The sequence below is a fragment of the Hoeflea sp. AS60 genome (genome assembly GCF_038900115.1).
Classification (GTDB): Bacteria; Pseudomonadota; Alphaproteobacteria; order Rhizobiales; family Rhizobiaceae; genus Hoeflea.
The window spans coordinates 1,134,656-1,157,453 of record NZ_JBBMQP010000002.1 but is presented as its reverse complement, the minus strand read 5'-3'; the positions used below and the strand labels follow the sequence as shown (position 1 = coordinate 1,157,453).

General features: G+C 59.2%; 16 protein-coding genes. 5 read left to right on the top strand and 11 right to left on the bottom strand.

Annotated features, from left to right (window positions below):
• Positions 1-105: 105 nt before the first annotated feature.
• The 6 genes from WNZ14_RS15870 to WNZ14_RS15845 form a co-directional block, all read right to left on the bottom strand.
• The gene (locus WNZ14_RS15870) at positions 106-2,133 is read right to left on the bottom strand and encodes an OmpA family protein (protein ID WP_342869595.1); all 2,028 of its coding nucleotides are present in this window, start codon (positions 2,131-2,133) and stop codon (positions 106-108) included.
• A 234-nt stretch (positions 2,134-2,367) separates the two neighbouring features.
• The gene (gene aat / locus WNZ14_RS15865) at positions 2,368-2,988 is read right to left on the bottom strand and encodes a leucyl/phenylalanyl-tRNA--protein transferase (protein WP_342869594.1); all 621 of its coding nucleotides are present in this window, start codon (positions 2,986-2,988) and stop codon (positions 2,368-2,370) included.
• A 32-nt stretch (positions 2,989-3,020) separates the two neighbouring features.
• Positions 3,021-4,370 (bottom strand): acetyl-CoA carboxylase biotin carboxylase subunit, encoded by a 1,350-nt coding sequence (gene accC, locus WNZ14_RS15860; RefSeq protein ID WP_342870253.1) that lies wholly within the window; start codon positions 4,368-4,370, stop codon positions 3,021-3,023.
• A 12-nt stretch (positions 4,371-4,382) separates the two neighbouring features.
• The gene (gene accB / locus WNZ14_RS15855; protein ID WP_342869593.1) at positions 4,383-4,853 is read right to left on the bottom strand and encodes an acetyl-CoA carboxylase biotin carboxyl carrier protein; all 471 of its coding nucleotides are present in this window, start codon (positions 4,851-4,853) and stop codon (positions 4,383-4,385) included.
• 297 nt (positions 4,854-5,150) lie between these two features.
• Entirely contained in the window at positions 5,151-5,915 is a 765-nt protein-coding gene (locus WNZ14_RS15850; protein WP_342869592.1) for a DsbA family protein, read from the bottom strand.
• A gap of 58 nt (positions 5,916-5,973) precedes the next feature.
• Positions 5,974-7,371: a M48 family metalloprotease gene (locus WNZ14_RS15845; RefSeq protein WP_342869591.1), complete on the bottom strand. Its 1,398-nt coding sequence runs from the start codon at positions 7,369-7,371 to the stop codon at positions 5,974-5,976.
• 291 nt (positions 7,372-7,662) lie between these two features.
• Here WNZ14_RS15845 and WNZ14_RS15840 point away from each other — a divergent pair, with 291 nt between their 5' ends.
• Positions 7,663-8,781: an aminotransferase class I/II-fold pyridoxal phosphate-dependent enzyme gene (locus WNZ14_RS15840; RefSeq protein ID WP_342870252.1), complete on the top strand. Its 1,119-nt coding sequence runs from the start codon at positions 7,663-7,665 to the stop codon at positions 8,779-8,781.
• 179 nt (positions 8,782-8,960) lie between these two features.
• On the opposite strand, the gene WNZ14_RS15835 is transcribed toward WNZ14_RS15840, so the two are convergent.
• Complete coding sequence (locus tag WNZ14_RS15835) at positions 8,961-11,894, bottom strand: ribonuclease E/G (protein ID WP_342869590.1); 2,934 nt, start codon at positions 11,892-11,894, stop codon at positions 8,961-8,963.
• Between the two features lie 813 nt (positions 11,895-12,707).
• Here WNZ14_RS15835 and WNZ14_RS15830 point away from each other — a divergent pair.
• The 3 genes from WNZ14_RS15830 (at position 12,708) to prfB (ending at position 17,991) form a co-directional block, all read left to right on the top strand.
• Positions 12,708-13,985: an N-acetylmuramoyl-L-alanine amidase gene (locus WNZ14_RS15830; RefSeq protein ID WP_342869589.1), complete on the top strand. Its 1,278-nt coding sequence runs from the start codon at positions 12,708-12,710 to the stop codon at positions 13,983-13,985.
• A gap of 316 nt (positions 13,986-14,301) precedes the next feature.
• Entirely contained in the window at positions 14,302-16,752 is a 2,451-nt protein-coding gene (locus WNZ14_RS15825) for a penicillin-binding protein 1A (protein ID WP_342869588.1), read from the top strand.
• Between the two features lie 110 nt (positions 16,753-16,862).
• Positions 16,863-17,991 (top strand): peptide chain release factor 2 gene (prfB, locus tag WNZ14_RS15820; protein WP_342869587.1). Its coding sequence is split into 2 segments (ribosomal slippage): positions 16,863-16,931 and positions 16,933-17,991, totalling 1,128 coding nucleotides; the frame shifts between segments, so codons are not numbered across the junction.
• Between the two features lie 48 nt (positions 17,992-18,039).
• Here the strand turns inward: prfB and WNZ14_RS15815 are convergent.
• Positions 18,040-18,660, bottom strand: coding sequence for a LysE family translocator (locus WNZ14_RS15815; protein WP_342869586.1), 621 nt, complete (start codon positions 18,658-18,660; stop codon positions 18,040-18,042).
• Between the two features lie 412 nt (positions 18,661-19,072).
• On the opposite strand from WNZ14_RS15815, the gene WNZ14_RS15810 reads away from it, so the two are divergent.
• Positions 19,073-19,333, top strand: coding sequence for a DUF1344 domain-containing protein (locus WNZ14_RS15810; protein WP_342869585.1), 261 nt, complete (start codon positions 19,073-19,075; stop codon positions 19,331-19,333).
• 98 nt (positions 19,334-19,431) lie between these two features.
• Here the strand turns inward: WNZ14_RS15810 and WNZ14_RS15805 are convergent, their stop codons facing one another.
• The 3 genes from WNZ14_RS15805 to WNZ14_RS15795 all read right to left on the bottom strand — a co-directional run bounded on the left by WNZ14_RS15805 (position 19,432) and on the right by WNZ14_RS15795 (position 22,699).
• Entirely contained in the window at positions 19,432-19,929 is a 498-nt protein-coding gene (locus WNZ14_RS15805; protein ID WP_342869584.1) for a hypothetical protein, read from the bottom strand.
• Positions 19,930-19,953: 24 nt separating this feature from the next.
• The gene (locus WNZ14_RS15800; RefSeq protein ID WP_342869583.1) at positions 19,954-20,718 is read right to left on the bottom strand and encodes an NAD kinase; all 765 of its coding nucleotides are present in this window, start codon (positions 20,716-20,718) and stop codon (positions 19,954-19,956) included.
• Positions 20,719-20,836: 118 nt separating this feature from the next.
• Entirely contained in the window at positions 20,837-22,699 is a 1,863-nt protein-coding gene (locus WNZ14_RS15795) for a heavy metal translocating P-type ATPase (protein WP_342869582.1), read from the bottom strand.
• Between the last annotated feature and the right edge of the window lie 99 nt (positions 22,700-22,798).

The window sequence follows — 22,798 nt, the reverse complement described above, 5'->3', positions numbered from 1 at the left end:
AGACAGTCCGGAAAATCTTGGCCATATTATGCTGGCACAAACAGCAAAGCGCCGCGCAACCATGAGATTGCGCGGCGCTTCGGGTTTCAGATTTGCAGACCCGGATCAGCGGGACGCGACAGGGGAAACCAAGGGTGTGATCCGACGGATGGTAACCCTGCGGTTCAAGCGTTCCGGTGCCTCCGTCCGAACCTTGAGAAAGCGTTCGCCATAGCCCTGCGTGATCAGGTTCTCAGGCGGAATGCCAAACACATCGCTCAGAGCGACGGCGATTGTTTCCGCGCGCCGGTCTGAGAGCAAGAGGTTTGCCTGATCGCGGCCAACCGCGTCCGTATGACCCTCAATCAGAAAGGTCTCGGCGGGGTTCTTATCAAGGATCTTTGTCATCGCGCCGGCAACATCGGAAAGCCGCTGAATCTGGTCATCAGCGATCGTCGCCTTGCCGAATTCGAATGTCAGACTGTCCATATCGATGCGGCGAACCTTATCGCGAATACGGGCAGACCTGCGGACTTCCTCGACCGAATAGAGGCGTTCGACATTTTCGACCGGTGGTTCCATCAGGAAGTCAAGAAATGCCGACGGCTTGGCATCGGTGGAATCGAGGATGTACTCGTTAATCGGGATGGACAACCTCAAGGCAGGCAGTTTCCTGCCCGGATCGACAAAGGCTTCACGCGATCCATCACTGTTGGCACTGGCATAAAACAGCACGTATTCACGGCCATCGGGCATCACCCGTGTGCGCTGAATGACGTCGCCCCAGCGATTCGTGATCGTCACCAGCTGGACGCCGTTCGGCCTGACGATGACTTCACGCACCCGCCCGCCGCGCAGGCGTTCATAATAGACCTCGTCGCTTCCGGCCTCGAGCCTTTCCCGGTCGTCATGGTCGATAATGGTGCGGTTGTCGACTTCGATGATGGTGCGGTTGTCGATCTGGTTGATGATGCTCACATTGGTCTGCGCCTCGCGCTCCGGGCGAGTGTTCACGCGTTCGCCGCGCTCTGAGAGTGCCTGGGGAGCAGGTTCACTTCTCGCAGCCGACGACTGTGCCTCGGCGTCGGACGTCGGAGCGGGGGCAGCAGGTTCGGTTGCAGCGGGAGCTGCTGTCCGGGCGGTTCCATCGTTTGGTGCAGGCTCTTCCTTGGCGCTATCAAGCACCGGGGCACCGTCCTCGACCGGCAGGGTCAGGACTTCTTCCTGCGCTGCAGCGGGCTCTGCCTTGGCGTCGGGCTCGGCTGAAGCGGCCGCGTCTGGCGCCGGTGTCGCAGCAGGCTCTTTCGCCGCATCCACAGGAGCTTCCGTTGCTGGAGCCGGATCTGCAGCTGTCGCTTCTTCGGACTTTGTTTCTGCGGGGGCAGCGGTTGCTTCCGGTTCTGCAGCTGCCTTGGGTTCTGATTCGGGAGCAGCGGCCTCCGCAGGTGCTGGTTCTGGAGCCGCTTCGGGCTCTGCAGCTTTCTCAGGTTCGACTGCTGGTGTTGCCGCTTCCGGCTCTGGAGCAGTGGCGGCAGGCTCCTCGGGAGCAGCCTCTACTTCCGGTGCCTTTTCCGGAGTTTCCACTGCGGGAGCAGTCTCAGGTGCCGGTTCTTCGACGGCGGGGGCAGCAGGTTGTTCTGGCGTGGGCTCGGGCTCAGCGGCAGGCTTTTCCTGCGCGGGTTCGGGCTGCTGCTCAGCAACAGGTTCCTCTACAGGTTCTGCTGTGGCCTCGGGTTCTGCTACGGGCTCCGGCGCAGGCTCTGCTGCGGGTTCCGGCACCGGTTCCGCGGCGGGAGCCGGTTCAGCAGCGGCTTCTGGTGCCGCCTCGGGTGCTGCAGGGGTTTCCGCCGCTGGCGCCGCTTCTCCTTGCACTGCGGCCTGAGCCGCTTCAAGCTCGGCTTGAGCAGCATCAATTTCTGCCTGAGCCATTGCAACATCGCCGCCGGATGCCTCAGCTTCAGCCTTGCGGGCTTGCGCTTCCTCCAGCTTCAGTTCTGCATCGGCGACGCTCAACTGCACCCGGTTGAGGTATTGCGTTACAGCCGGCTGGGCAGGGCTTAGAGAGCGGATATGGTTGAAAGGCGCGGCGTGGGAAAAGCCAATGCTGGAAAGGCTGATGGCGGTCGAGGCAAGTAGTATTCGTGTCAATGTCACGAGGGCAACTCCTGTAAGGTAAACGTTCCTTCGATCATCAAACGCTCATACGCCTGCTACGGTTCCATTCTTTCATTGCATGGCTCTGGCGGGAGGATGCCGGGTTCTGCACCGTGGCGTCCTGAGTGCGGGCTATGGGTGTCTCTTAGGCGGATTGTAGAGGCTGGATTTGCGCGAAGGAGATCGCTCTCTACCGGTTCACTGTGGCGGTTTGAGGGGCGGCGTGGGGCCGCTTCAGGGCGGGCTGGAAAAAGCCAGATCGGGACCCTCAAGCGCATCGGCCAGCATGTCGGCATAGTCTGCGCGCGGCACATCAATTGCGCCAAAGCGCTTCAGGTGCTCGGTCGTGAACTGGGTATCGAGCAGAACAAATCCGCGCTCGCGAAGCCGTGTCACCAGATGCACCAGGCAAACCTTGGAGGCGTCGGTCACGCGGCTGAACATGCTTTCGCCAAAGAACGCCCGCCTGAGAGAAACACCGTATAGACCTCCAACCAGTTGGCCATCATGCCAGGCTTCCACGGAGTGGGCGTGATTGAGGCGGTGCAGGCTGCTGTAGAGTTCTGAAATCGTGGAGTTTATCCAGGTCGAAGGGCGGTTCTCGACGCTTTCGGCGCAGGCTGACACGACGTCGTCAAACGCAGTGTTGAAGCGGATCTCGAAAGGTATCTGACGCACCGTACGGGCAAGCCGTTTGGGGACGTGGAATGCATCCAGCGGCAATACCCCGCGCAATTCCGGTTCGAGCCAGAACAGATCCGGATCGTCGGCGGAGTCCGCCATAGGAAACAGGCCCGACGCATAGGCGCGCAGCAACAAATCAGGCGTGATCTGGGGATGGCCGCCGTGCCGCACGTCAGCCTCCCCGGACCAAAGTCAGCAGGTTCCTACTTGCCAGCTTTGTCGGCCAGAAATTTTTCCAGCCAGTGGATGTCGTAGTCGCCATTTGCGATGTCCGGATTGGCCAGCAGGTCGCGGAAAAGAGGGATCGTGGTCTTGATGCCGTCAACCACGAACTCGTCCAGCGCCCGCCTGAGCCGCATCATGCATTCGACCCGTGTCCTGCCATGAACGATGAGTTTGCCGATAAGGCTGTCGTAGTAGGGCGGAATTTTATAGCCCTGATAGACGCCGGAATCGACGCGCACACCAAGTCCGCCCGGAGGGTGATAATGGGTGATCGTGCCGGGTGAGGGGACAAAGGTATCGGGATCTTCCGCGTTGATGCGGCACTCGATGGCGTGGCCATGGAAGCGGACGTCTTCCTGAGCCAGCGAAAGGCCGGCGCCTGAGGCAATCCGGATCTGCTCATTGACCAGATCGATGCCGGTAATCGCTTCGGTGATGGTGTGTTCCACCTGCAGACGGGTGTTCATTTCGATGAAATAGAACTCGCCATTCTCATAAAGAAACTCGATTGTGCCCGCGCCGCGGTACTTGAGCTTGCGCATCGCCACAGCACAGATCTCGCCGATTTCCATCCGCTGATCTTCGTTCAGTGATGGCGAGTTTGCCTCTTCCCAGACCTTCTGGTGACGCCGCTGCAGCGAGCAGTCGCGCTCGCCGAGGTGGATAGCATTGCCTTCGCCGTCGCCAAGCACCTGGATCTCGATGTGGCGGGGCTGGCCGAGGTATTTCTCCATATAGACCGCGTCATTGCCGAAATTTGCCATGGCTTCCTGGCGTGCGGTCGACAGCGCTTCAGACAATTCATCCGAGTTGTGAGCGACCTTCATGCCGCGGCCACCGCCGCCTGCCGTTGCCTTGATCAGCACCGGATAGCCGGTTTCCTCGGCAACCCTGAGCGCTTGCGGCACATCGACCACTTCGCCGTCCGACCCCGGAACGCAGGGAATACCAAGCGCTACAGCGGTTTTCTTGGCGGTGATCTTGTCACCCATGATTCGAATGTGATCCGCCGTCGGCCCAATGAAGGTGATGCCATGCGCATCCAGAATGTCGGCGAACTTCGCGTTCTCGGAGAGAAAGCCATAGCCCGGATGCACAGCATCAGCGCCAGTGATCTCGCAGGCTGCAACGATTTGGTGAATGTTGAGATAACTGTCGCGCGACGGTGGAGGTCCGATGCAAACACTCTCGTCGGCCAGGCGCACGTGCATGGCATCCTGGTCGGCGGTGGAGTGCACCGCGACGGTCTTGATGCCGAGCTCCTTGCAGGCACGCAGGACCCGGAGTGCGATCTCACCACGGTTTGCAATGAGAACCTTGGAGAACATAGGCTCGCTCACTTATTCTATCACGATCATTGGTTCGGCGAATTCCACGGGGTCGCCATCGGCGACCATGATGTCGACAACCTTGCCGGAGCGTGGAGCCGGAATCTGGTTCATCGTCTTCATCGCTTCGATGATCAGGATGGTCTGGCCTTCCTTGACCGACTGGCCGACTTCGACAAAAGCCTTCGCTCCGGGCGCGGGCGACAAATACACCGTGCCGACCATTGGAGCCGTTACGGCGTTCACCGATGTCGGCGCTGGCGTAGCAGCGGCCGCCGGCTGGGCAGCAGCTGCGGCAGGCTGAGGCGCGGACATTTGCGGCTGGGCGATCGGAGCATGGATCATCTGGGGCGTTCCGGCACGGCTTACCCGTACCCGCAAATCATCCTGTTCGATCTCGATCTCGGTGAGATCGGTTTCGTTGAGAATATTGGCCAGATCCCGGATCAGATCCTGGTCGATCGACGGTTTTCGTGTTGCCATCGGACTTTTGCCTTTGTTTATGTTGTTGCGGACGGCAGTTTCGGCCAATCCGCTGGTTGTCTGTCCTTTACAGCCCCGAACCGCCCGGTGACAAGCCCGCACGGTTCAAGCAGCTGAGAATAGGCTTGATTGCCGCCAATTCGGCACAGGCCCTGCGGCGTCCATCCATACACTGTATGGCCAAGCCATTGGAAAACTTTCGCGAGCTTGCCGCATTGTCCACAAGCGATTGAGCCGTGACAATGGCTTGATCAGGCCGTTCAAGCCTTTAGCGCGACTGCAAGCCGATGCGATAACTCAGCAGACAGTGCTTTCGCACTGGCGCATATTGGCGATCTTTCCAAGCAGGACTTCCTCGCCGACTGCGCCGAATACCGCTTCATCGCCAATCACAAAGGAGGGCGTACCGGAAATGCCCAGTGCATTGGCAAGTTCATAGGTCTGGCGAATGGACTTGTCGATTGCAGGATCGTCCATCCCGGCTCTCAACGCCGCTTCATCAATGCCAAATTCCTTGGCAACTTCAACGGCATGTTCCTCGGTGGCGCGGACATCCCCGCCCAGCAGCTTCATGTGGTAATCACCATATTTCTCGGGCGCGAGCGCACGGAATGACATCGCCACCCGGTGAGCTGCCAAGGAGTCCGGTCCAAGGATCGGAAACTCCTTGAGAACAAAACGGACATTCGGGTCCTTCTCGAGCAGCGCGGTCATGTCTGACATGGCGCGTTTGCAGAAGCCGCAATTGTAGTCATAGAACTCGACCACGGTGACGTCACCGGCTGGATTGCCGAGCACGATGTCTTCGGGCGCATTGAAGATTGCTGCCTTGTTGTTGGTGATCGCCGCCTGCGCCATCACCCGGCTTTCCGCTTCCTTCTTGATTTCAAGCGCCTGTCGCATCTCTTCCACGATTTCCGGATTTGCCAGCAGGTACTCGCGGATGAATGCGCCGAACTCCTGCTTCTGGCTGTCGTCGAGCGCTGCGGCCGGCAGCGGCAGCGCTGTAGACATCCCGATGAGAACAGCGGCCATCAGGCCGGTACGGTTGCGAAATCCCATGTCGATCGATCCTTTTAAATGTCCATGCGGGTCGCGTCAGGCACTCCGCAAAAGCTTTCTATTTTCCGATGGTTAAGATGTCATTGGCGCGGATGGCGCCCGGCGAGCCCTTTGGCAGCTTCTGCAGCGCGCGGGCAGCAAAAACCTTTGCCTCCCTGGGATTGCCTGCGCGGAAGTTTCCCTCTGCCATGATCAGCTCTGCATTGGCAATGTCGCCAGCCTGTCCGTAGGCTTGAGAGAGGTTCCGGTAGGCGTTGAAATTGTCGGGATCTGCCTGGATTGCAACCCGCAACTCCTCGATCGCGCGGTTCATGTTTCCCTTCTTGCCAGACGCCACGAGCGCAAATCCGAGCCTGGCACGTATCAGCGGTGATTTCGTCCGGTCAAGTTTGACCGCCTGGGCAAAAGCCTTGATCGCTTCGTCGGACTTGCGAAGCTTGATCAGGATCTCTCCGCGAAACTCATGGAAATAGGGGTTGCCGGGCTGCTCACGGATCAGGGCATCCATCTTTTTCAGTGCTGCGGCGGAGTTGCCTGACAAATCCGTTGCAATGGCGTCGCCGTAACGCGCAGCCAGTGAACCCCGGTCTTTCGAGAACAGTCGGACCACTGCGGCAGCGCCACCCGAATAGGCGGCGACCTTTGCGCGCATCAGTTGATGCCGGTCGACCAGGCTCTGCGGGTCCCTGGTATCGAAAAACTTGCTCTTGCGCGCCAGCTCTTCCAGCAGGGCTATGCGTTCGCGCGGCAGCGGATGGCTGATCTGGTACTGGTCCACCTGAACACCGGACAAGGAGAGGCTTTGGGAAAAACGCTGGAATGTGGTCAGCATTCCCTGCATTGACTGCCCGGTGGCATTGAGAAATCGGGCGGCGGCCTGGTCTGCGTTCATTTCCTCCGAACGCCGGTAACTGAGCAGATTGCGCTGAACGAGGGTTGGAGTTGCAGTAATCAGTGCACCACCGACCTGGGCTCCGTTCTCGCTGCCAGCGATGCTGCCGGCGGCGATCGCTCCAGCCCCGAGCAGGCCGCCTACGATGGCGAGTGTCTGGGCCGTGGCAATCTGTTCGCGCAGTCTTTGTTGATGCCCGCCTGCCAGGTGACCGGCCTCATGCGCAATCACGCCTATGATTTCATTCGGCACCGTGGACGCTGAAAGCGCGCCGGTATTGATGAAAATGCGTTGCCCGTCGACAAAGGCATTGAAACTCGGATCGTTGACAAGGACGATCTGCACCCGGCTTGCTTTCAAACCCGCAGCCTTGAGCACCGGTGTTGCATAGTCCTTGAGAAGGGTTTCGATTTCCGCATCGCGCACCACTGCGGCCTTCCCTTGGGCCTGGGCCGGCACGGCAAGCGAGAGGGACAGCAATGCTGCGGTCGCCGCGGTGAACGTGCGGCCGACCCAGCCTGATCTGCTTGTGCCGGCATAAGGTGCCGGGGAAACTTGCGTCATGATGCGTGATATCCTCGTCATGAAGCGGAAAGGTAATGGCAATGCCGCGAAAAGCAATCGCCCAGCCGGAACAAGTCTTCCATCTCTCGCTCTTGTGATGGCCACGACAATCGGGCATTTGTGCGGCCATCAGCGGTGAGGCAAGCCCGGCGCGGGCGGAATTTTGCCGCACCCTTGTCAGCCTGACGATTTTATAGACGAATGAACGGCGGTGCAGAAGACCGCTTCACGGCCACAGGAGTTCCGGTTTTGACAATTCAGCGCAAGCCATCGGTTGAGCCGTTTCACGCCATGGATGTCCTGGCCGAAGCCACCCGGCTCAAGGCAGAGGGCAAGCCTGTTATCTCCATGGCGGTGGGGCAGCCCGCCCATCCTGCGCCCGCAGCAGCGAGGACCGCCGCCGCACGTGCACTCGAGGCCGGAGGTCTCGGCTATACCGATGCGCTCGGCATCAAAAGCCTGCGCCATGCAATAGCTGCGCGCTACCGGAGTGAATATGGCGCGGATCTGGATCCGCGGCGGGTAGCTGTAACGACGGGGTCATCGGCAGGTTTCAATCTGGCATTCCTGCAGCTGTTCAATCCTGGCGACCTGGTGGTGATCACCCGGCCAGGCTATCCCGCCTACCGCAACATTCTCTCCGCCCTCGGCCTGAAGGTCATCGAGATCGCGGTCGGTGCTGAGACTGGCCATGCGCTGACGCCCGCGGCAATCGAAGCTGCCGAGCATGAGGCAGGCGCACGCATTGCGGGCGTGCTGATCGCCAGCCCGGCCAACCCCACCGGCGCGGTTCATTCGAGGCAGGCCATCGCCGCGCTCGATGCCTGGTGCGCGGACCGTGGCGTGGCCTTCATTTCAGATGAAATCTATCACGGCCTGACCTGGGCCGGGGAGGAGACCACTGCGCTATCCGTCTCCGACAATGCGGTGGTGATCAACTCGTTCTCGAAGTATTTCTGCATGACCGGCTGGCGCATCGGATGGATGGTGTTGCCCGAGGACCTTGTTCGACCCGTCGAATGTCTCGCCCAAAGCCTCTATATCAGTCCGCCGGAATTGTCGCAGATCGCTGCCGAAGCAGCATTGAATGGCATTGCGGAAATGGAAGCGGTTCGCGCGGGATACGAGAAGAACCGCGCCCTGCTTGCCGAGCGCTTGCCCGCGCTTGCCTTGCCCTTCGCAGCGCCAATGGACGGCGCATTTTACGCTTGGGTAGATGTGTCTGGTCACACCAATGATTCGATGATCTTCGCCCGCCAGATGCTGGCCGAAATTCATGTCGCGGCGACGCCGGGCAGGGATTTCGATCCGGTCGACGGCAGCCGGTTCTTGCGGTTGTCCTATGCCGGGAGCCACGCCGACATGGTTAGCGCGCTTGATCGCATGGAAGGTTGGATTGGCAACCGGTAAAGCCATTTCCAATGCAATGAAGATCGACATAACTTCAATCATTAGAATTACATATAAGAAAATTCTGATAAACTAAATTAACGGCTACATTGAATTGAAAGCAGGGCGCTTGTGTTGAACAGGCATGAAAAAACCGGCGGGGTTGCCGCCGGTTTTTTCGTCTTTTAATTTGGCTTGGCTCAGAAGAAACCGCGTTTCTGCCACCAGCCGGCTTTCTTCGGCTTCTTTTCTTCGGTTGTTCCACTGGACGAGGTGACAACCGGAGCCGTGGCAACCGCAGCCATATCGGTGCGTGCGCTGCTGCTGGCAGCTGGTGCCTCGGTCTTTTCGTCCGCGTCCTTGGTGTCCGCAACTGCGGTATCGGCTTCGGGCTCGGCGTCAGCGCTGCCTTCAGCCTCTGAACCGGCTTCCGCCGCGGCAGCGGCAGCTGCTTCTTCGGCTGCCTTGTCGGCAGCGATTTGCGCCTTGGTCCGGCGCTTCTTCCGTGCCGGTTTGGCTGGCGCTTCTTCCTCTGTTGCCACTGCGGCTACAACAGGGGCGGCTTCAGCTGTCGCGGGCTCCACGACAGGCTCTGCCGCTGCGCCAGTTACCTCAGCTTCTGGGGAAGCATCGTCAGATGACGCTGTTCCGTCGTCGGCCTTTGCAATTTCGTCAGCTGAATCTGCCGAACCATTTGCGTCATCTTCGCGATTGCGGCGTCCGCCACGTTTGCCGCGACGCCGGCGCTTGCCACGGCGCTGCTCATCACTGTCGCCATCGGAAGACGCATCGGTGCTGTCCTCGTCAGATGAAGCGTTTGCGTCATCGTCATCGCCATTCTCGTCCTGACCGGAGTCAGTACCGGAAGACGCCGACTGGTCGTCGCCATGGCCGTTCTCGCCCTCGGACTTGCGGCCACCCCGGCGCCGGCGCCTGCGGCGCTTCTTGCCTTGGCCATCCTCGCGCTCGGGACGATCATCGCTCTGGGCTTCAGAGGTTTCTTCGGCTTCCACGATCTCGTCATCGATTTCCTCGATGATTTCCGGGTCGTCGTCATCTTCCGGATAGGCCGGTGAATTGACGGTGATGTGCTCGATATTGACCGGTGATTCCACCGCAGCACCACGATCGATAGCGAAGTGGTTCGCACCGACCGTCTCGTCGGCCGAGAAGCTGATCGAGACCCCGAAGCGATTCTCCAGATCGACAACCGTGTCACGCTTGTGATTGAGCATGTAGAGCGCGGTGTCAGCCGTGGTGCGCACGATGATGTCGTGCGTGGTGTTCTTGAGCAGGTGCTCCTCGACGCCGCGCAGCACATGAAGCGCAACCGATGACTGCGACCGGATGTGTCCGTTGCCGCCGCAGGTCGGGCAGATCTGCATGGTGCTTTCGAGCACCGAAGCCCTGATCCGCTGGCGCGACATTTCGAGAAGACCGAAATGCGAGATCCGGCCTACCTGGATGCGGGCGCGGTCGTTCTTCAGGCAATCCTTCATCCGCTTTTCAACCGACCGGTTGTTGCGGTTTTCTTCCATGTCGATGAAGTCGATGACGATCAGGCCAGCAAGGTCGCGAAGCCTCAGCTGGCGGGCAACTTCTTCGGCTGCTTCCAGGTTGGTCTGTAGCGCGGTGTCTTCGATCGAGTGCTCGCGAGTGGACCGACCTGAGTTGACGTCGATGGCGACCAGCGCTTCGGTCTGGTTGATGATGATGTAGCCACCCGACTTCAAAGTCACCTGCGGCTGCAACATGCGGTCGAGCTGGGCTTCGATGCCGGAGCGGGCGAAAATCGGATGCAGGTCCCGGTAAGGCTGAACCACCTTTGCGTGGCTCGGCATCAGCATTTTCATGAAGTCTTTGGCTTCACGGTAGCCTTCTTCGCCCGAGACGACGATTTCCGAGATGTCCTTGTTGTAGAGATCGCGGATAGAACGCTTGATCAGGCTGCCTTCCTCGTAGACGAGGCTTGGCGCTGTCGACTTGAGTGTCAGGTTGCGAACGTTTTCCCACAGCCGCATCAGATATTCGAAGTCGCGCTTGACCTCGACCTTGGTGCGGTTGGCGCCTGCGGTGCGCAGGATAACGCCCATGCCCTTCGGCACTTCGAGTTCGCGTGCGATTTCCTTGAGCCGCTTGCGGTCCGGAAGATTGGTGATCTTGCGCGAAATGCCGCCGCCACGTGCAGTGTTCGGCATCAGCACCGAATACCGGCCGGCGAGGGACAGATATGTCGTCAGAGCAGCGCCCTTGTTGCCGCGCTCTTCCTTGACCACCTGAACCAGCAGGATCTGGCGGCGCTTGATGACTTCCTGGATGCGATACTGCTTGCGTGGCTTGCGCTGCGAGCGAGTCGGAACTTCTTCCATCGCGTCTTCGGAGCCAACAGATTCGACCGATTCGTCATCATTGGAGGCGTCGTCGTCATCGTGGCTTTTGCGCCTGCGGCGCGAGACCGGCTCCGAGATTTCGTCAGCTTCGACATCGGCGGCCATTTCGGTCGGCTTGTCATCGTCGTCGCCGTCATCGCTCGATCCGGAATGCTCCGCCGAAGTGTCTTCGACAGCATCCGCTGCAGCGACAAGCGCCTCTGCGGGAGCGTCGCTGGCTTCGCTCGCGGCGTCGTCTTCCGAAGCGGTTTCTTCGTTGTCGGTATCTGCGGATTTGGCCGAATCACCGGACTTCTTGCCGCGCCGGCTGCGCCGTGGCCGTGACTTCGATGACTTGGCATCTTCGCCGCCATCTTCGTCTTCGGCCGGCTTAGCCCGCGATTTTGACTTTGACTTGGATTTGCTTGAGCCGTGGTCGGCTTCGTCGGCGCTTTCGAAATCGGGATCATTCTCGGCGTCTTCGGCTTCCGCCTGAAGCAGCGCCTGCCGGTCAGCCAGCGGAATCTGATAATAATCGGGGTGGATTTCCGAGAACGCCAGAAAACCGTGGCGGTTGCCGCCATAATCTACAAAAGCGGCCTGAAGCGACGGTTCAACACGTGTAACCTTTGCCAGGTAAATGTTTCCGCGGAGCTGTTTCTTGTGCTCCGATTCGAAATCGAATTCCTCTATGCGGTTTCCACGAACGACAACGACGCGAGTCTCCTCAGGATGGGAGGCGTCGATAAGCATTTTTTCTGCCATTGAATGTAAGCTCCTCGGCGCGCTCTCGACTTGAGACACCGCCGCTCCGAATGTCGGGGCAGGGGATAGTCTGTTGAAAGTGCGCCGGATGATAGACATTCCGGTACTCGGCATGGGGCAGTGATCAGCAGGGCGCTAACCGGGGCATTGTATGCCCGGGGCCTGTTCACACTTGGGGAGATCCGCATTTGCACCATAAAAGCCGGCCGAAAATTCATTTGCGTGTAGTCCTTGCGGACCGATGAAAGCCCCAGAAGGAGCATGCGGCAGCAAGGCCGCGAAGGTTGTGGCAGGAGTCCTCGCCCGCCGGGTTTAATCACTATCGTGGCCTTGATGCTGTCGAAGGCTGATGAGCCTCTGCGCAGTCTCGACCATATTGCCTGGCAGGAGCAGTCAGAATGGGTTCCCAACATGGAAACTATGAGCTGGCTGCTCCGGGGAAGAGATTTTATTAGACGACGGACGATCCGCACTCCTGGCGCCCTGGGCCTGTTGCAGGCGGCGGCCGGAAGGGTGACAGTTCTATCCCGTCAATATACTTACCCAATGAAAGCTTTTATGGGCTGTGTGGCGATCTGGCAACTGAAAACATCCGCAGGTCGGGTTGTTCACCTTGACGACTTTACCTAGTTCCGACTTGCGTCAGATATGCGCCACAAAAACATGGTGAACGAACGGTTAACCCGATTGCGCCATGCTTGTTGCCGGTTCGCTGGTCGAATCGTGCCATTCTATTGACGCTGTTTGCCGGTAGTGACTGGCGCATGAGCCGTGCAGTGATGGCATCAAGGTTTGAAGGCTGGAAGAAGACACATGCCGCTATTTTCGAAACACCGGCGATTTGACGAAGGTGGGTGCCATGGTTTCGCGCCGGCCCGCGTCTTGTCCTCATTTGCCGTGTTTCTGCTTGCCGCGTTCATGGCGGTCGTTGCCTGGCCCGGGGTGTCTGTTGCGATGCCGGATAGTGCGAACCAGTCGAGATATGTCGTAATTGCAGCGCGGCTTGCGGGTGACGATAGTCGTGTGCGCCTGGTGCTCGATTTCGAACGTGAACCCGAATTCAAGCTGCACTATCTGGAAAATCCCTATCGCGCCGTGATTGACCTGCCCGAGACGGTCTTTGCTTTTCCATCAGACTCCCTGCAGTCGCGCGGACTGGTATCCTCTGTCCGCTACGGCAATTCAGGCAAGGGAAAGTCGCGCATGGTGTTCGAATTCGCAGCACCCGCCAGGATGGTGCTTGTCGAATCCAGCAAGGAAGCCGTAGGTGCGGTGCATCGTATGGTGTTTGATATCACCACCGTAGATCTCCCGAGCTTTTCAGCGGAAGTTACCGGTTCGGGGTGGGGGGAGCCCGACGACAAGACGGTTGGCGGACAATCAGCCGAGACCCCCGGCGACACCCTGACCATCGTGATTGATGCGGGTCACGGTGGCATTGATGGCGGTGCCGAAGGACCTTCAGGCTCAATGGAGAAGAATGTCACGCTGGCCTTTGCCGAGGCGTTGAAAACAGCCTTGGAGGCAAAGGACGGCATCAAGGTTGCAATGACCCGGACAGATGACAGTTTCCTGTCGCTTTCAGCGCGGGTGCGACTCGCGCGAGACAAGGCGGCGGATCTGCTGATCTCGCTGCATGCTGATTCGATCTCCGTGAGATCCTTGCGCGGAGCCACGGTCTACACCTTGTCCGACAAGGCGTCTGATGCGCTGGCCCAGTCGCTGGCCGATCAGGAGAATCGGGAGGACACAATTGTTGGTGCCAGTCTGGAAAATGCGCCCGAAGCCATTGCGGCCATCCTGATTGATCTGGCCCGGACCGAGACCCGGGTGTTTTCCTCCGGGCTTGCCCAGCAGGTGATCAACTCCTTTGAAGGGCAGGTCAAGCTGATCAAGAACCCGCTGCGTCATGCGGGGTTCCGGGTTTTGCAGGCCCCTGATGTGCCGTCGGTGCTCGTGGAGATGGGGTATTTGTCCAATCGCGAGGACGAAAAACTGCTCAATGACGAAGAATGGCGGAAAAGTACGGCGCAACTGCTCGCCCAATCCGTTGAGAATTACCGCGAAATGATCTTGGCGGGCAGGCAATGATGGCCGATAAAGCAATTATCGAATCTATACACCAAAATCGGTGTGGAAGGTCGACAATGGTGCGGTGGACAAGGGCGGCCATCAAGCGAGATCCGCAAACACTGCGTAAGCCTTTGAGCCGGTCGTGGTTTGGGGCGGCGCTCATGGCGAAACTCAGGGCGTCCCACAGCCTCTTATTGATCAGGTATGATGCGGCATGTGCGGCAACGCCCTATTTTATTCACATTGTCCGGGCTAACCGGGCAGACGACATGGTTGGCCAATTCTCTGGCGTCAGCCAGGCAGGTCAACAAGACAAGCAAACGGTAGCTGGCTGATGATACGACTGATTGGATATTTCTTCGGGATTGGAACCGTGCTGTTTCTGATCGTTGCGGCCGGCGTTGCCTGGTACATCGGAGATGTATCCAAGGACCTGCCGGACTACGAGGTTCTCAACAGCTATGAGCCGCCGGTTACCACGCGCGTGCATGCTGCGTCTGGTGAGCTGATGGCGGAATATGCCAACGAACGTCGCTTGTTCCTTCCCATTCAGGCGATTCCCGATCGGGTGAAAGCCGCATTCCTGTCTGCCGAGGACAAGAATTTCTATACCCACCCAGGTGTTGATCCCGTCGGCCTGGCCCGCGCAGTCGTCAACAATATCCGGACCGGAGCACGCCAGGGCGCGTCGACGATCACGCAGCAGGTCGCCAAGAACTTCCTTCTCACGGCCGACCAGACCTACGAGCGCAAGATCAAGGAAGCAATCCTCTCTTTCCGTATCGAACAGGCCTATTCGAAGGACCGCATCCTCGAACTCTATCTCAACGAGATCTTCTTCGGGATGAACGCCTATGGCATCGCCGGTGCGGCGCTCACCTATTTCAACAAATCGGTAAACGAGCTGACGATCGCGGAAACCGCGTATCTGGCGTCACTTCCGAAGGCTCCGGCCAATTACCATCCGTTCCGTCATCCCGACCGCGCGATTGAGCGCCGCAACTGGGTGATCGACCGGATGGTCGAGAATGGCTATGTCAGGGCTGCAGACGCCGCCGATGCAAAGCAGCAGCCGCTTGGCGTAACGCCGCGCAAGACCGGTTCCTACCTGTTTGCATCCGAGTATTTTGCTGAAGAAGTGCGTCGCGAACTTATCGGCAGGTACGGAAAGGACGCGCTTTACGAAGGTGGTCTGTCCGTCCGCACGACGCTTGATCCCAAGCTTCAGGCGCTCGCCCGCAAGGCGCTTCAGAAGGGCCTGATGAGCTATGACGAGCGCCGCGGTTTCCGCGGACCAGTCGCGCGCATCGATGTGTCCGGCGATTGGGGCAAGCCGCTGAGCGAAGTGGACTCCTTGCGCGATGTTCCCGAATGGGAGCTGGCGGTTGTTCTCTCGGCCTCCGATGGCAAGGTTGACGTCGGCCTTCGTCCAGGGCGGGAGGTGTCAGGCGCAACCGGGTCCGAACGGCTCACCGGCACGATCCTTGCCGACGACATGAAATGGGCTTTCAGGCTCAACCTGCCGGGCGAGAAAAGCCGGAACGTCAAGTCCGCAGCCGATGTACTGAACCCCGGTGATGTTGTCTACGTCGAACCCTACGAGCAGGAGGGCGCGCAGCGCTTGCGGCTCCGGCAGCCGCCGAAGATCCAGGGTGCGCTGGTGGCAATGGATCCTCACACCGGCCGCGTGCTGGCGATGGTGGGTGGGTTCTCCTACGCCCAGTCGGAGTTCAACCGGGCAACCCAGGCTGAACGTCAGCCGGGTTCCGCCTTCAAACCCTTCGTCTATGCGGCGGCCCTCGACAACGGTTATACGCCGGCATCGGTGGTACTTGACGCGCCAATCGAGATTGTCTCGGGCGGCGAACTCTGGAAGCCGAAGAACTACGGCGGCGGTTCTGCCGGTCCGTCAACCCTGCGGCTCGGTATCGAAAAATCGCGTAACCTCATGACCGTGCGTCTCGCCAAGGACATGGGCATGAACCTGGTGGCGGAATATGCCGAGCGGTTCGGCGTCTATGACGACATGCTGCCCGTGCTCGCAATGTCGCTCGGCTCGGGCGAGACCACTGTGATGCGCATGGTGTCGGCCTATTCGGTGCTCGCCAACGGTGGCAAGCAGATCAAGCCGTCGCTGATCGACCGTATTCAGGACCGCTATGGCAAGACCATCTTCAAGCATGAGGAACGCACCTGCGACGCCTGTATCGCCAGTGCATGGATCTCGCAGGAAGAGCCAGAAGTGGTTGATACCCGCGAGCAGGTGCTCGATCCGATGACCGCCTACCAGATCACCTCGATGATGGAAGGCGTTGTTACCCGGGGCACCGCAGCTGGCAAGGTCAAGCTGGACCGTCCGACCGCTGGCAAGACAGGCACCACCAACGAGGAAAAGGACGCCTGGTTTATGGGCTACACCGCCGATCTCGTGGCGGGTGTGTTTATCGGTTTTGACAATCCCACCCCAATGGGCCGCGGCTCCACCGGCGGTGCGCTTGCAGCGCCCGTGTTCAACGAGTTCATGCAAGGCGCGCTCAAGGGCACCAGGCCTGCCGATTTCCGCGTACCGCAGGGCATGAAGCTGATTGCGATCAACCGCAAGACCGGCATGCAGGCGTTTGAAGGCGAGAGTGATGTGATCATGGAAGCATTCAAGCCCGGCACAGGACCATCCGACGTCTATTCGGTCATCGGTCTTGAGGATTTCGCCACCGGGGATGCCATCACCACCATATCGCCACAGGCCAACCAGGCGGTGGTCAACGGTGTCGGCGGCCTCTATTGACGGTCTGAAAATCGGAACGCCTGACGCCTTTACATCGCGGGGAGTGGACCTTATGGTCCGCCCGCTTCGGCAAGAAAGCTTGCTTGATAACATGACGGAAACAGAGATCCATGCGCGCAGAAACCCAGTTTGTTGTCGACGAAATCAAGCAGGCCATAAGCCTGCTGAGGAGGCATCTTTGACTGGGAACCTGCTCAAAAACGTCTGGAATGGCTGAACGCCAAGGCCGAGGATCCCTCAATCTGGGATGACGCACAGGAAGCCCAAAAGCTTATGCGCGAGCGCCAGAATCTCGACGATTCGATCAACGGGTTGAAACGCCTCGAAACGCAGCTTTCGGACAATCTCGAACTGATAGAGATGGGCGAGGAAGAGGGCGACACCGGCATTATCACCGAGGCCGAAGGTGCACTCAAGGAACTGAGGACCGAGGTCACGCGGCAGCAGATTGAATCGCTGCTTTCCGGCGAAGCCGACGGCAATGACACCTACCTGGAAGTCCATTCCGGCGCTGGCGGCACGGAAAGCCAGGACTGGGCCAACATGCTGTTGCGCATGTACACCCGCTGGGCCGAGCAGCACCGCATGAAGGTGGAACTGCTCGAAATCCATGATGGCGAAGAAGCGGGCATCAAGTCAGCGACGCTGCTGGTCAAGGGGCATAATGCCTACGGCTGGCTGAAGACCGAATCGGGCGTTCATCGTCTGGTGCGGATCTCGCCCTATGACAGCCAGGCCCGGCGCCACACATCGTTTTCAAGTATCTGGACCTATCCGGTTATCGATGACAGCATTGAAGTCGATATCAAGGAAAGTGATTGCCGCATCGATACCTACCGTGCTTCCGGCGCCGGCGGGCAGCACGTCAATACCACCGATTCGGCGGTGCGCATCACCCATGTTCCGTCTGGAATAGTGGTGCAGTGCCAGCAGGAACGCTCGCAGCACAAGAACCGCGCCACGGCCTGGGACATGCTTAGAGCCCGCATCTATGAAGCGGAGCTGAAAAAGCGCGAGGAAGCGGCAAACGAGGAAGCTGCGTCCAAGACGGACATCGGCTGGGGTCACCAGATCCGCTCCTACGTCCTGCAGCCCTACCAGCTGGTCAAGGACCTGCGCACCGGAACTGAAAGCACCAACCCGCAAGGCGTGCTGGATGGCGATCTGGATGATTTCATGGAAGCAGCCCTTGCCCAGCGCGTCTATGGCGGAGCAACGGACGTGGCCGATATCGATTGATCGAGAGTACTTCTTGGCAGCGGCGAACGTGCTGGGCGTGATCCAGACCTAACGGGAAAAAGCGGATCGGATGAGGCTCAGTCCGGCAATCGCGAAAAGCCCGGCGACAATGCCCTCTATTCCTCTGCGCAGACGCTTGTATCCCGACATGAAGCCCGGAAGGGAAAATGTCACTGCATATCCGGCATAATTGACGAAACCCAGAAATACGCAGATCAGAGTTGCTACAGCAACGATTGAGGCGTTGGTCTCCTGGCTGAGCCCCATCGACAGCGCCGCCATCCATGCCACCACAGCTTTCGGGTTGGACAGGTTGAGTATCAAGCCGCGCCGGAACCAATGTCCGCGCTCGGATGATGCACCGAGAGTGTGTGTCGTGCGCATCGCAGAGCGACTGGACTGAAAGGCCAGCCACAGAAGATAAAGACCGCCAAGAAACTTCAGAACGCTCAGCAGATAGCTCGTGTCCTGAAGAATGACGCCCAGTCCGGTAGCAGCTACAAGCCCCCAAATCCCGAGCCCCACCGACAGCCCGAGGCCAAACAGCAGACCAGCCTTTCGCCCGGAATTCATCGACACCGTCGCCACCGCGATATTGGCTGGCCCGGGCGAAATGGTTACCACGAAGAATGCCAGCGCTATGGTGAGAATATTATCTAAACCGGCCATGTCTTGCGCTCCGTGTTTGGCTCATGCCGCTGGTGGCAAGCCGAGTTGTGACAGGACCTTAAGTTGTTCCTGAAGATCGCTCAATTGGATTTTGGGACTGCCGTCTGGGCGGCGCGTCTTGATGATGAAACGCATGTTGCCCATGCTGATTTGCCCAATTGAAGGGTAGTTCCGAACTCGCCTTGATGGGCAAAAGTTGGGCGAAATGCTGCAAAACAGATTTAAGTTTTTGTAAATTGAAAGTCCCGCGCCTGCGGGCCTATTCTTTGTCTCGAAGCCGGATCAAGCCGGTGGAGACAAGGCCATCTTGCTCCATGACGCGACCTGACCAGACGGCTTCGATTGAGCCGCGCAAGGGCAATGCTCCAACGTGAGATGCCATGCCTTGCCGGAATTTTATGGAGTGACATCTATGCGTGTTGTTCTCGCCTCCCTGACTGCTGCCACAATCCTTCTGTCCTCGGCTGGCGCATTTGCTGCCGGTATGATGACCTCGGGAGTGGTCAAGTCCTTTGACGCCAAGCAATCGACGCTGACGCTGAATGACGGCACCGCCTATTCATTGCCGAAAGGGTTCAAGGATCCCGGGCTGAAGTCGGGCAAGAAGGTCGAGCTCAGTTGGCACATGCAGGACGCCAAGCATGCGGCTGACACGGTCAAGATCATCAACTGATTTCGTCAACCGAAAGGAACGGGGGCTTCGGCCCCCGTTTTTCGTGAGTGGTTCCGGTTAACTTGAAAGAGAGTATGTCGGTTCTCCAGCTCTCCGGATCAGTTGCTGGATTTTTCCACCTGAATGTCACCGAACTCGTCGATCAACAGCGCCCAGGTTTCGGGCTCGATCACCGAAGGATCTGTCTTGATGTAGATATAGGCCGCAAAACCAGGCTGGCTAGAAGCCCCGGTCGAATCCTCGGGCCTGATGTCAGTCACGTAGCCGCCAAGACTGTTGAGCGCTTCAACGCCAGTCGATGTCGCAATTGCAGGACCTGCGGGCGTAAGCGCGATCTGCTGCAGCTCAACCAGTGAACGGTTGTCTTCTCCGCGAATGGCCACGAGGCGATAATAGCCGCGCTGTTTTTCGGAACTTGCTTCGCTGGATGCTGTGGCATCCTCATCCTTCTCCCAATAGCCACCGCTGGTGACGAAAAGGATGCGGGGAGACAGGCTTTCGGCTAGGGGTGTGGCCTCCTGCGCAAACGCGGCTGGGGGCATCACCGGTACAAGGCAGGCAAGCACCAGCAAAACTTTCGACATGGTACGGAACATCAACAGAATCTCCTGTTCATGGCTCTAGTAGAGGAATTGTTCGGCCAGAATGCGGTCGTTCCAGGAATGGCTGGAATCGGTCAGAATCCGCGTCGTCGATTCCTGCGATTCAGCCACTTGAACCTGGGTCACGGATTTGACTTCGATATGATCGGCCACCGCATTGACCGGCCGCTTTTCGCATTCCAGCACATCAATCGTGACCATCGCCTTGTTGGGTAGAAGCGCCCCGCGCCAGCGCCGCGGCCTGAAGGGGCTGACCGGGGTCAGCGCCAGAAGCTGTGCGTCAAGAGGCAGGATCGGTCCATGAGCCGATAGGTTGTAGGCTGTTGATCCGGCGGGCGTTGCCACCATCAGGCCGTCGCAAATCAGCTCTTCCATTCGCAATTGCCCGTCAATCGACAATTGCAGCTTCGCTGCCTGGTAGCTTTGCCGCAGCAACGAGACCTCGTTGATTGCCAACGCCTTGTGGGTGGCGCCATTGGCATCCTTGGCAATCATTTCGAGCGGACGAATGATATTTTCCACCGCTGCGTCGATCCGGCCCGGCAGATCCTCGTCGGAGTAATCATTCATCAGGAACCCGATCGATCCCCGGTTCATTCCGTAGACCGCCCGCCCGCTGTTCATCTGGTCATGCAGCGTTTGCAGCATGAAACCGTCTCCGCCAAGCGCAACAATGACGTCAGCGTCCTGCTGACGGGTGTTGCCATATAGCGCTGCCAGGTGCTGTGCCGCCGCCTGCGCGTCGTCGGTCGGCGAGGCAATGAAACTGAATTTCCAAGTCATGTGATGAGCTTACTCCCACTCCTTGAGTGACAATGGCGATTGGCAGGTCAGGATGCAAGGCCAGGGATTGGTGTCATTGCCGAAATGCTGCGTTCATTATGGAGTTGGAATTGGCGCTTCAGGTTTCGGCACTCTTGCTCAGAACCGTCGGGTTGATTCTCAATGCCCTGAGCGCATTCAGGATGACTGCGACATCAATCACTTCCTGTGCCAGCGCACCCTGGACCGGTGTCAGGTAACCGAGGGCCGCCGCAATCATCCCTGCCACCGACAGGCTGATGCCCACGGCAACGCTTTCAAGTGCGATCCGTTGCGAGCGCTGGGCCACCTCCAGCCCGGACAAAAGCCGGTCGAGATGATCGACAAGCAGGACGACATCAGCTGCCTCCGCCGATGCGGCAGCACCGCGCGCTCCCATGGCGACACCGATATCGGCAGCCGCCAGCGCAGGCGCATCATTGACCCCGTCACCGACCATCATCACCGGGCCGTTCTTTCGCTCGGTAAGAACCAGAAGCACCTTCTGATCCGGTGTCATTTCAGAGCGAACGGCGTCAAGTCCAAGGCCTTCGGTTATGGCTTCGGCCACCGCACGGCGATCACCGGTTGCAAGCAGGATACGCCCGATTCCCCGGCTGCGCAGTCCGGTGAGCAGCTCCTTTGTTCCCTCTCGCAATGTATCCGCCATGACGACATGACCCGCCAGCTCGCCGTCCACGGCAAGGGCCACGATGACTTCTCCGGTTTCTCCGGCCTTCGACGCTGACGCTGGAAGACCAAGCTGCGCGGAGATGAAGCCCGAGCCGGCGACGGCGACTTTCCTGCCGCTGACGCTCCCTGAAATGCCTTCGCCCGGCGTTTCAACCAGATTGTCAGGGAAAGGCAGGGTTCCTCCGCGCGCTTTCGCTTCTTTTACCAGCGCCTGGGCGATCGGGTGCTTTGAGCCCTGATCCAGCGCGGCCGCGAAATGAAGCACCTCGGCTTCACTCAGGTCGGCAAAGGTCTCGATTGCCACGATCACCGGCCGGCCGTCGGTCAGGGTGCCGGTCTTGTCGAGGATCAGCGTCTTGATCCGTGCCAGCGCCTCAAGCGGCTTTGCGCCCTTGATCAGGACGCCAAAATGCGCGGCGCGGGAAAGACCTGCGACCAATGCGACAGGAACAGCCAGGATCAACGGGCAGGGGGTGGCCACGACCAGAACGGCAACTGCGCGGATCGGATCGCCCGTGAACCACCAGGCTGCGACGGCGATGACGACGGTGACGAAAAGGAATCCCAGAGAAAACCGGTCCGCCATTCGTGCCATCGGCGCTTTCGAGTTCTGCGCAGCTTCCACCAGCCTGACGATGCCGGCATAGGTGCTGTCCTTGGCCTGGCGTGTCGCCCTGAGATCAAAGGCTTCGCCGGCATTGGTCGAGCCGCTCATAACTTCGCAATCCCGGTCGAGCCATACCGGCAGCGATTCTCCAGTCAGGGCTGACTGGTCAAGCATTGCCTGATCGCTGGCGAGGGTACCGTCGACTGGCGCCACATCGCCTTGTCGGATCAGCAACAGATCCCCCGGTTCGATCTGGTCCAGAGGCACTTCCTCGACAGTGTCATCAAGACGCCGCGAGGCGGTGCGCGGAACCCGGGACAACAGATTGCTCATCTCGCGCCGTGCACGCCCCTCGGCAAAACTTTCGAGAAATGTTCCGCCCGAATACATCACCGCGACAACGGCCGCAGCCAGCGTCTCGTTAAACAGCAGTGCGGCCGTCATCGAGAGTGCGGCAACGATGTCGAGGCCGACTTCTCCCTGTCTCAGGCTCCTGAAGATTTCGATAACAAGTCCGAGCAGGACAGGAATGACACCGGCAGACCAGGCAAGATGGGCGGCTTGCGGCAGACCGGCAAGGCTGAGCCCAAGGCCCGCAACAAGGCCCGTGAGTGAAATCGCCAGAAGCGCGACCTTCAAACGGTCCTGAAGAAAATCTCTCACGTGAAATGCCGTCCTCTTGTGGGTGGACGCTGCGTCGATACGCACGCCCTGTGGTTCTGTCTTTTCGCCCGAATGTCTTCGGATCCAGGGAAATCCGTC

Excerpts from the sequence above, each read along its gene's own strand:
- WNZ14_RS15850 (WP_342869592.1), bottom strand. The coding sequence starts at position 5,915 with ATGGGATTTCGCAACCGTACCGGCCTGATGGCCGCTGTTCTCATCGGG.
- WNZ14_RS15810 (WP_342869585.1), top strand. The coding sequence starts at position 19,073 with ATGCGTGTTGTTCTCGCCTCCCTGACTGCTGCCACAATCCTTCTGTCC.
- accB (WP_342869593.1), bottom strand. The coding sequence starts at position 4,853 with ATGGCAACACGAAAACCGTCGATCGACCAGGATCTGATCCGGGATCTG.
- WNZ14_RS15840 (WP_342870252.1), top strand. The coding sequence starts at position 7,663 with ATGGATGTCCTGGCCGAAGCCACCCGGCTCAAGGCAGAGGGCAAGCCT.
- WNZ14_RS15815 (WP_342869586.1), bottom strand. The coding sequence starts at position 18,660 with ATGGCCGGTTTAGATAATATTCTCACCATAGCGCTGGCATTCTTCGTG.
- accC (WP_342870253.1), bottom strand. The coding sequence starts at position 4,370 with ATGTTCTCCAAGGTTCTCATTGCAAACCGTGGTGAGATCGCACTCCGG.
- WNZ14_RS15835 (WP_342869590.1), bottom strand. The coding sequence starts at position 11,894 with ATGGCAGAAAAAATGCTTATCGACGCCTCCCATCCTGAGGAGACTCGC.
- WNZ14_RS15845 (WP_342869591.1), bottom strand. The coding sequence starts at position 7,371 with ATGACGCAAGTTTCCCCGGCACCTTATGCCGGCACAAGCAGATCAGGC.
- WNZ14_RS15830 (WP_342869589.1), top strand. The coding sequence starts at position 12,708 with ATGCCGCTATTTTCGAAACACCGGCGATTTGACGAAGGTGGGTGCCAT.
- WNZ14_RS15805 (WP_342869584.1), bottom strand. The coding sequence starts at position 19,929 with ATGTTCCGTACCATGTCGAAAGTTTTGCTGGTGCTTGCCTGCCTTGTA.
- WNZ14_RS15825 (WP_342869588.1), top strand. The coding sequence starts at position 14,302 with ATGATACGACTGATTGGATATTTCTTCGGGATTGGAACCGTGCTGTTT.
- WNZ14_RS15800 (WP_342869583.1), bottom strand. The coding sequence starts at position 20,718 with ATGACTTGGAAATTCAGTTTCATTGCCTCGCCGACCGACGACGCGCAG.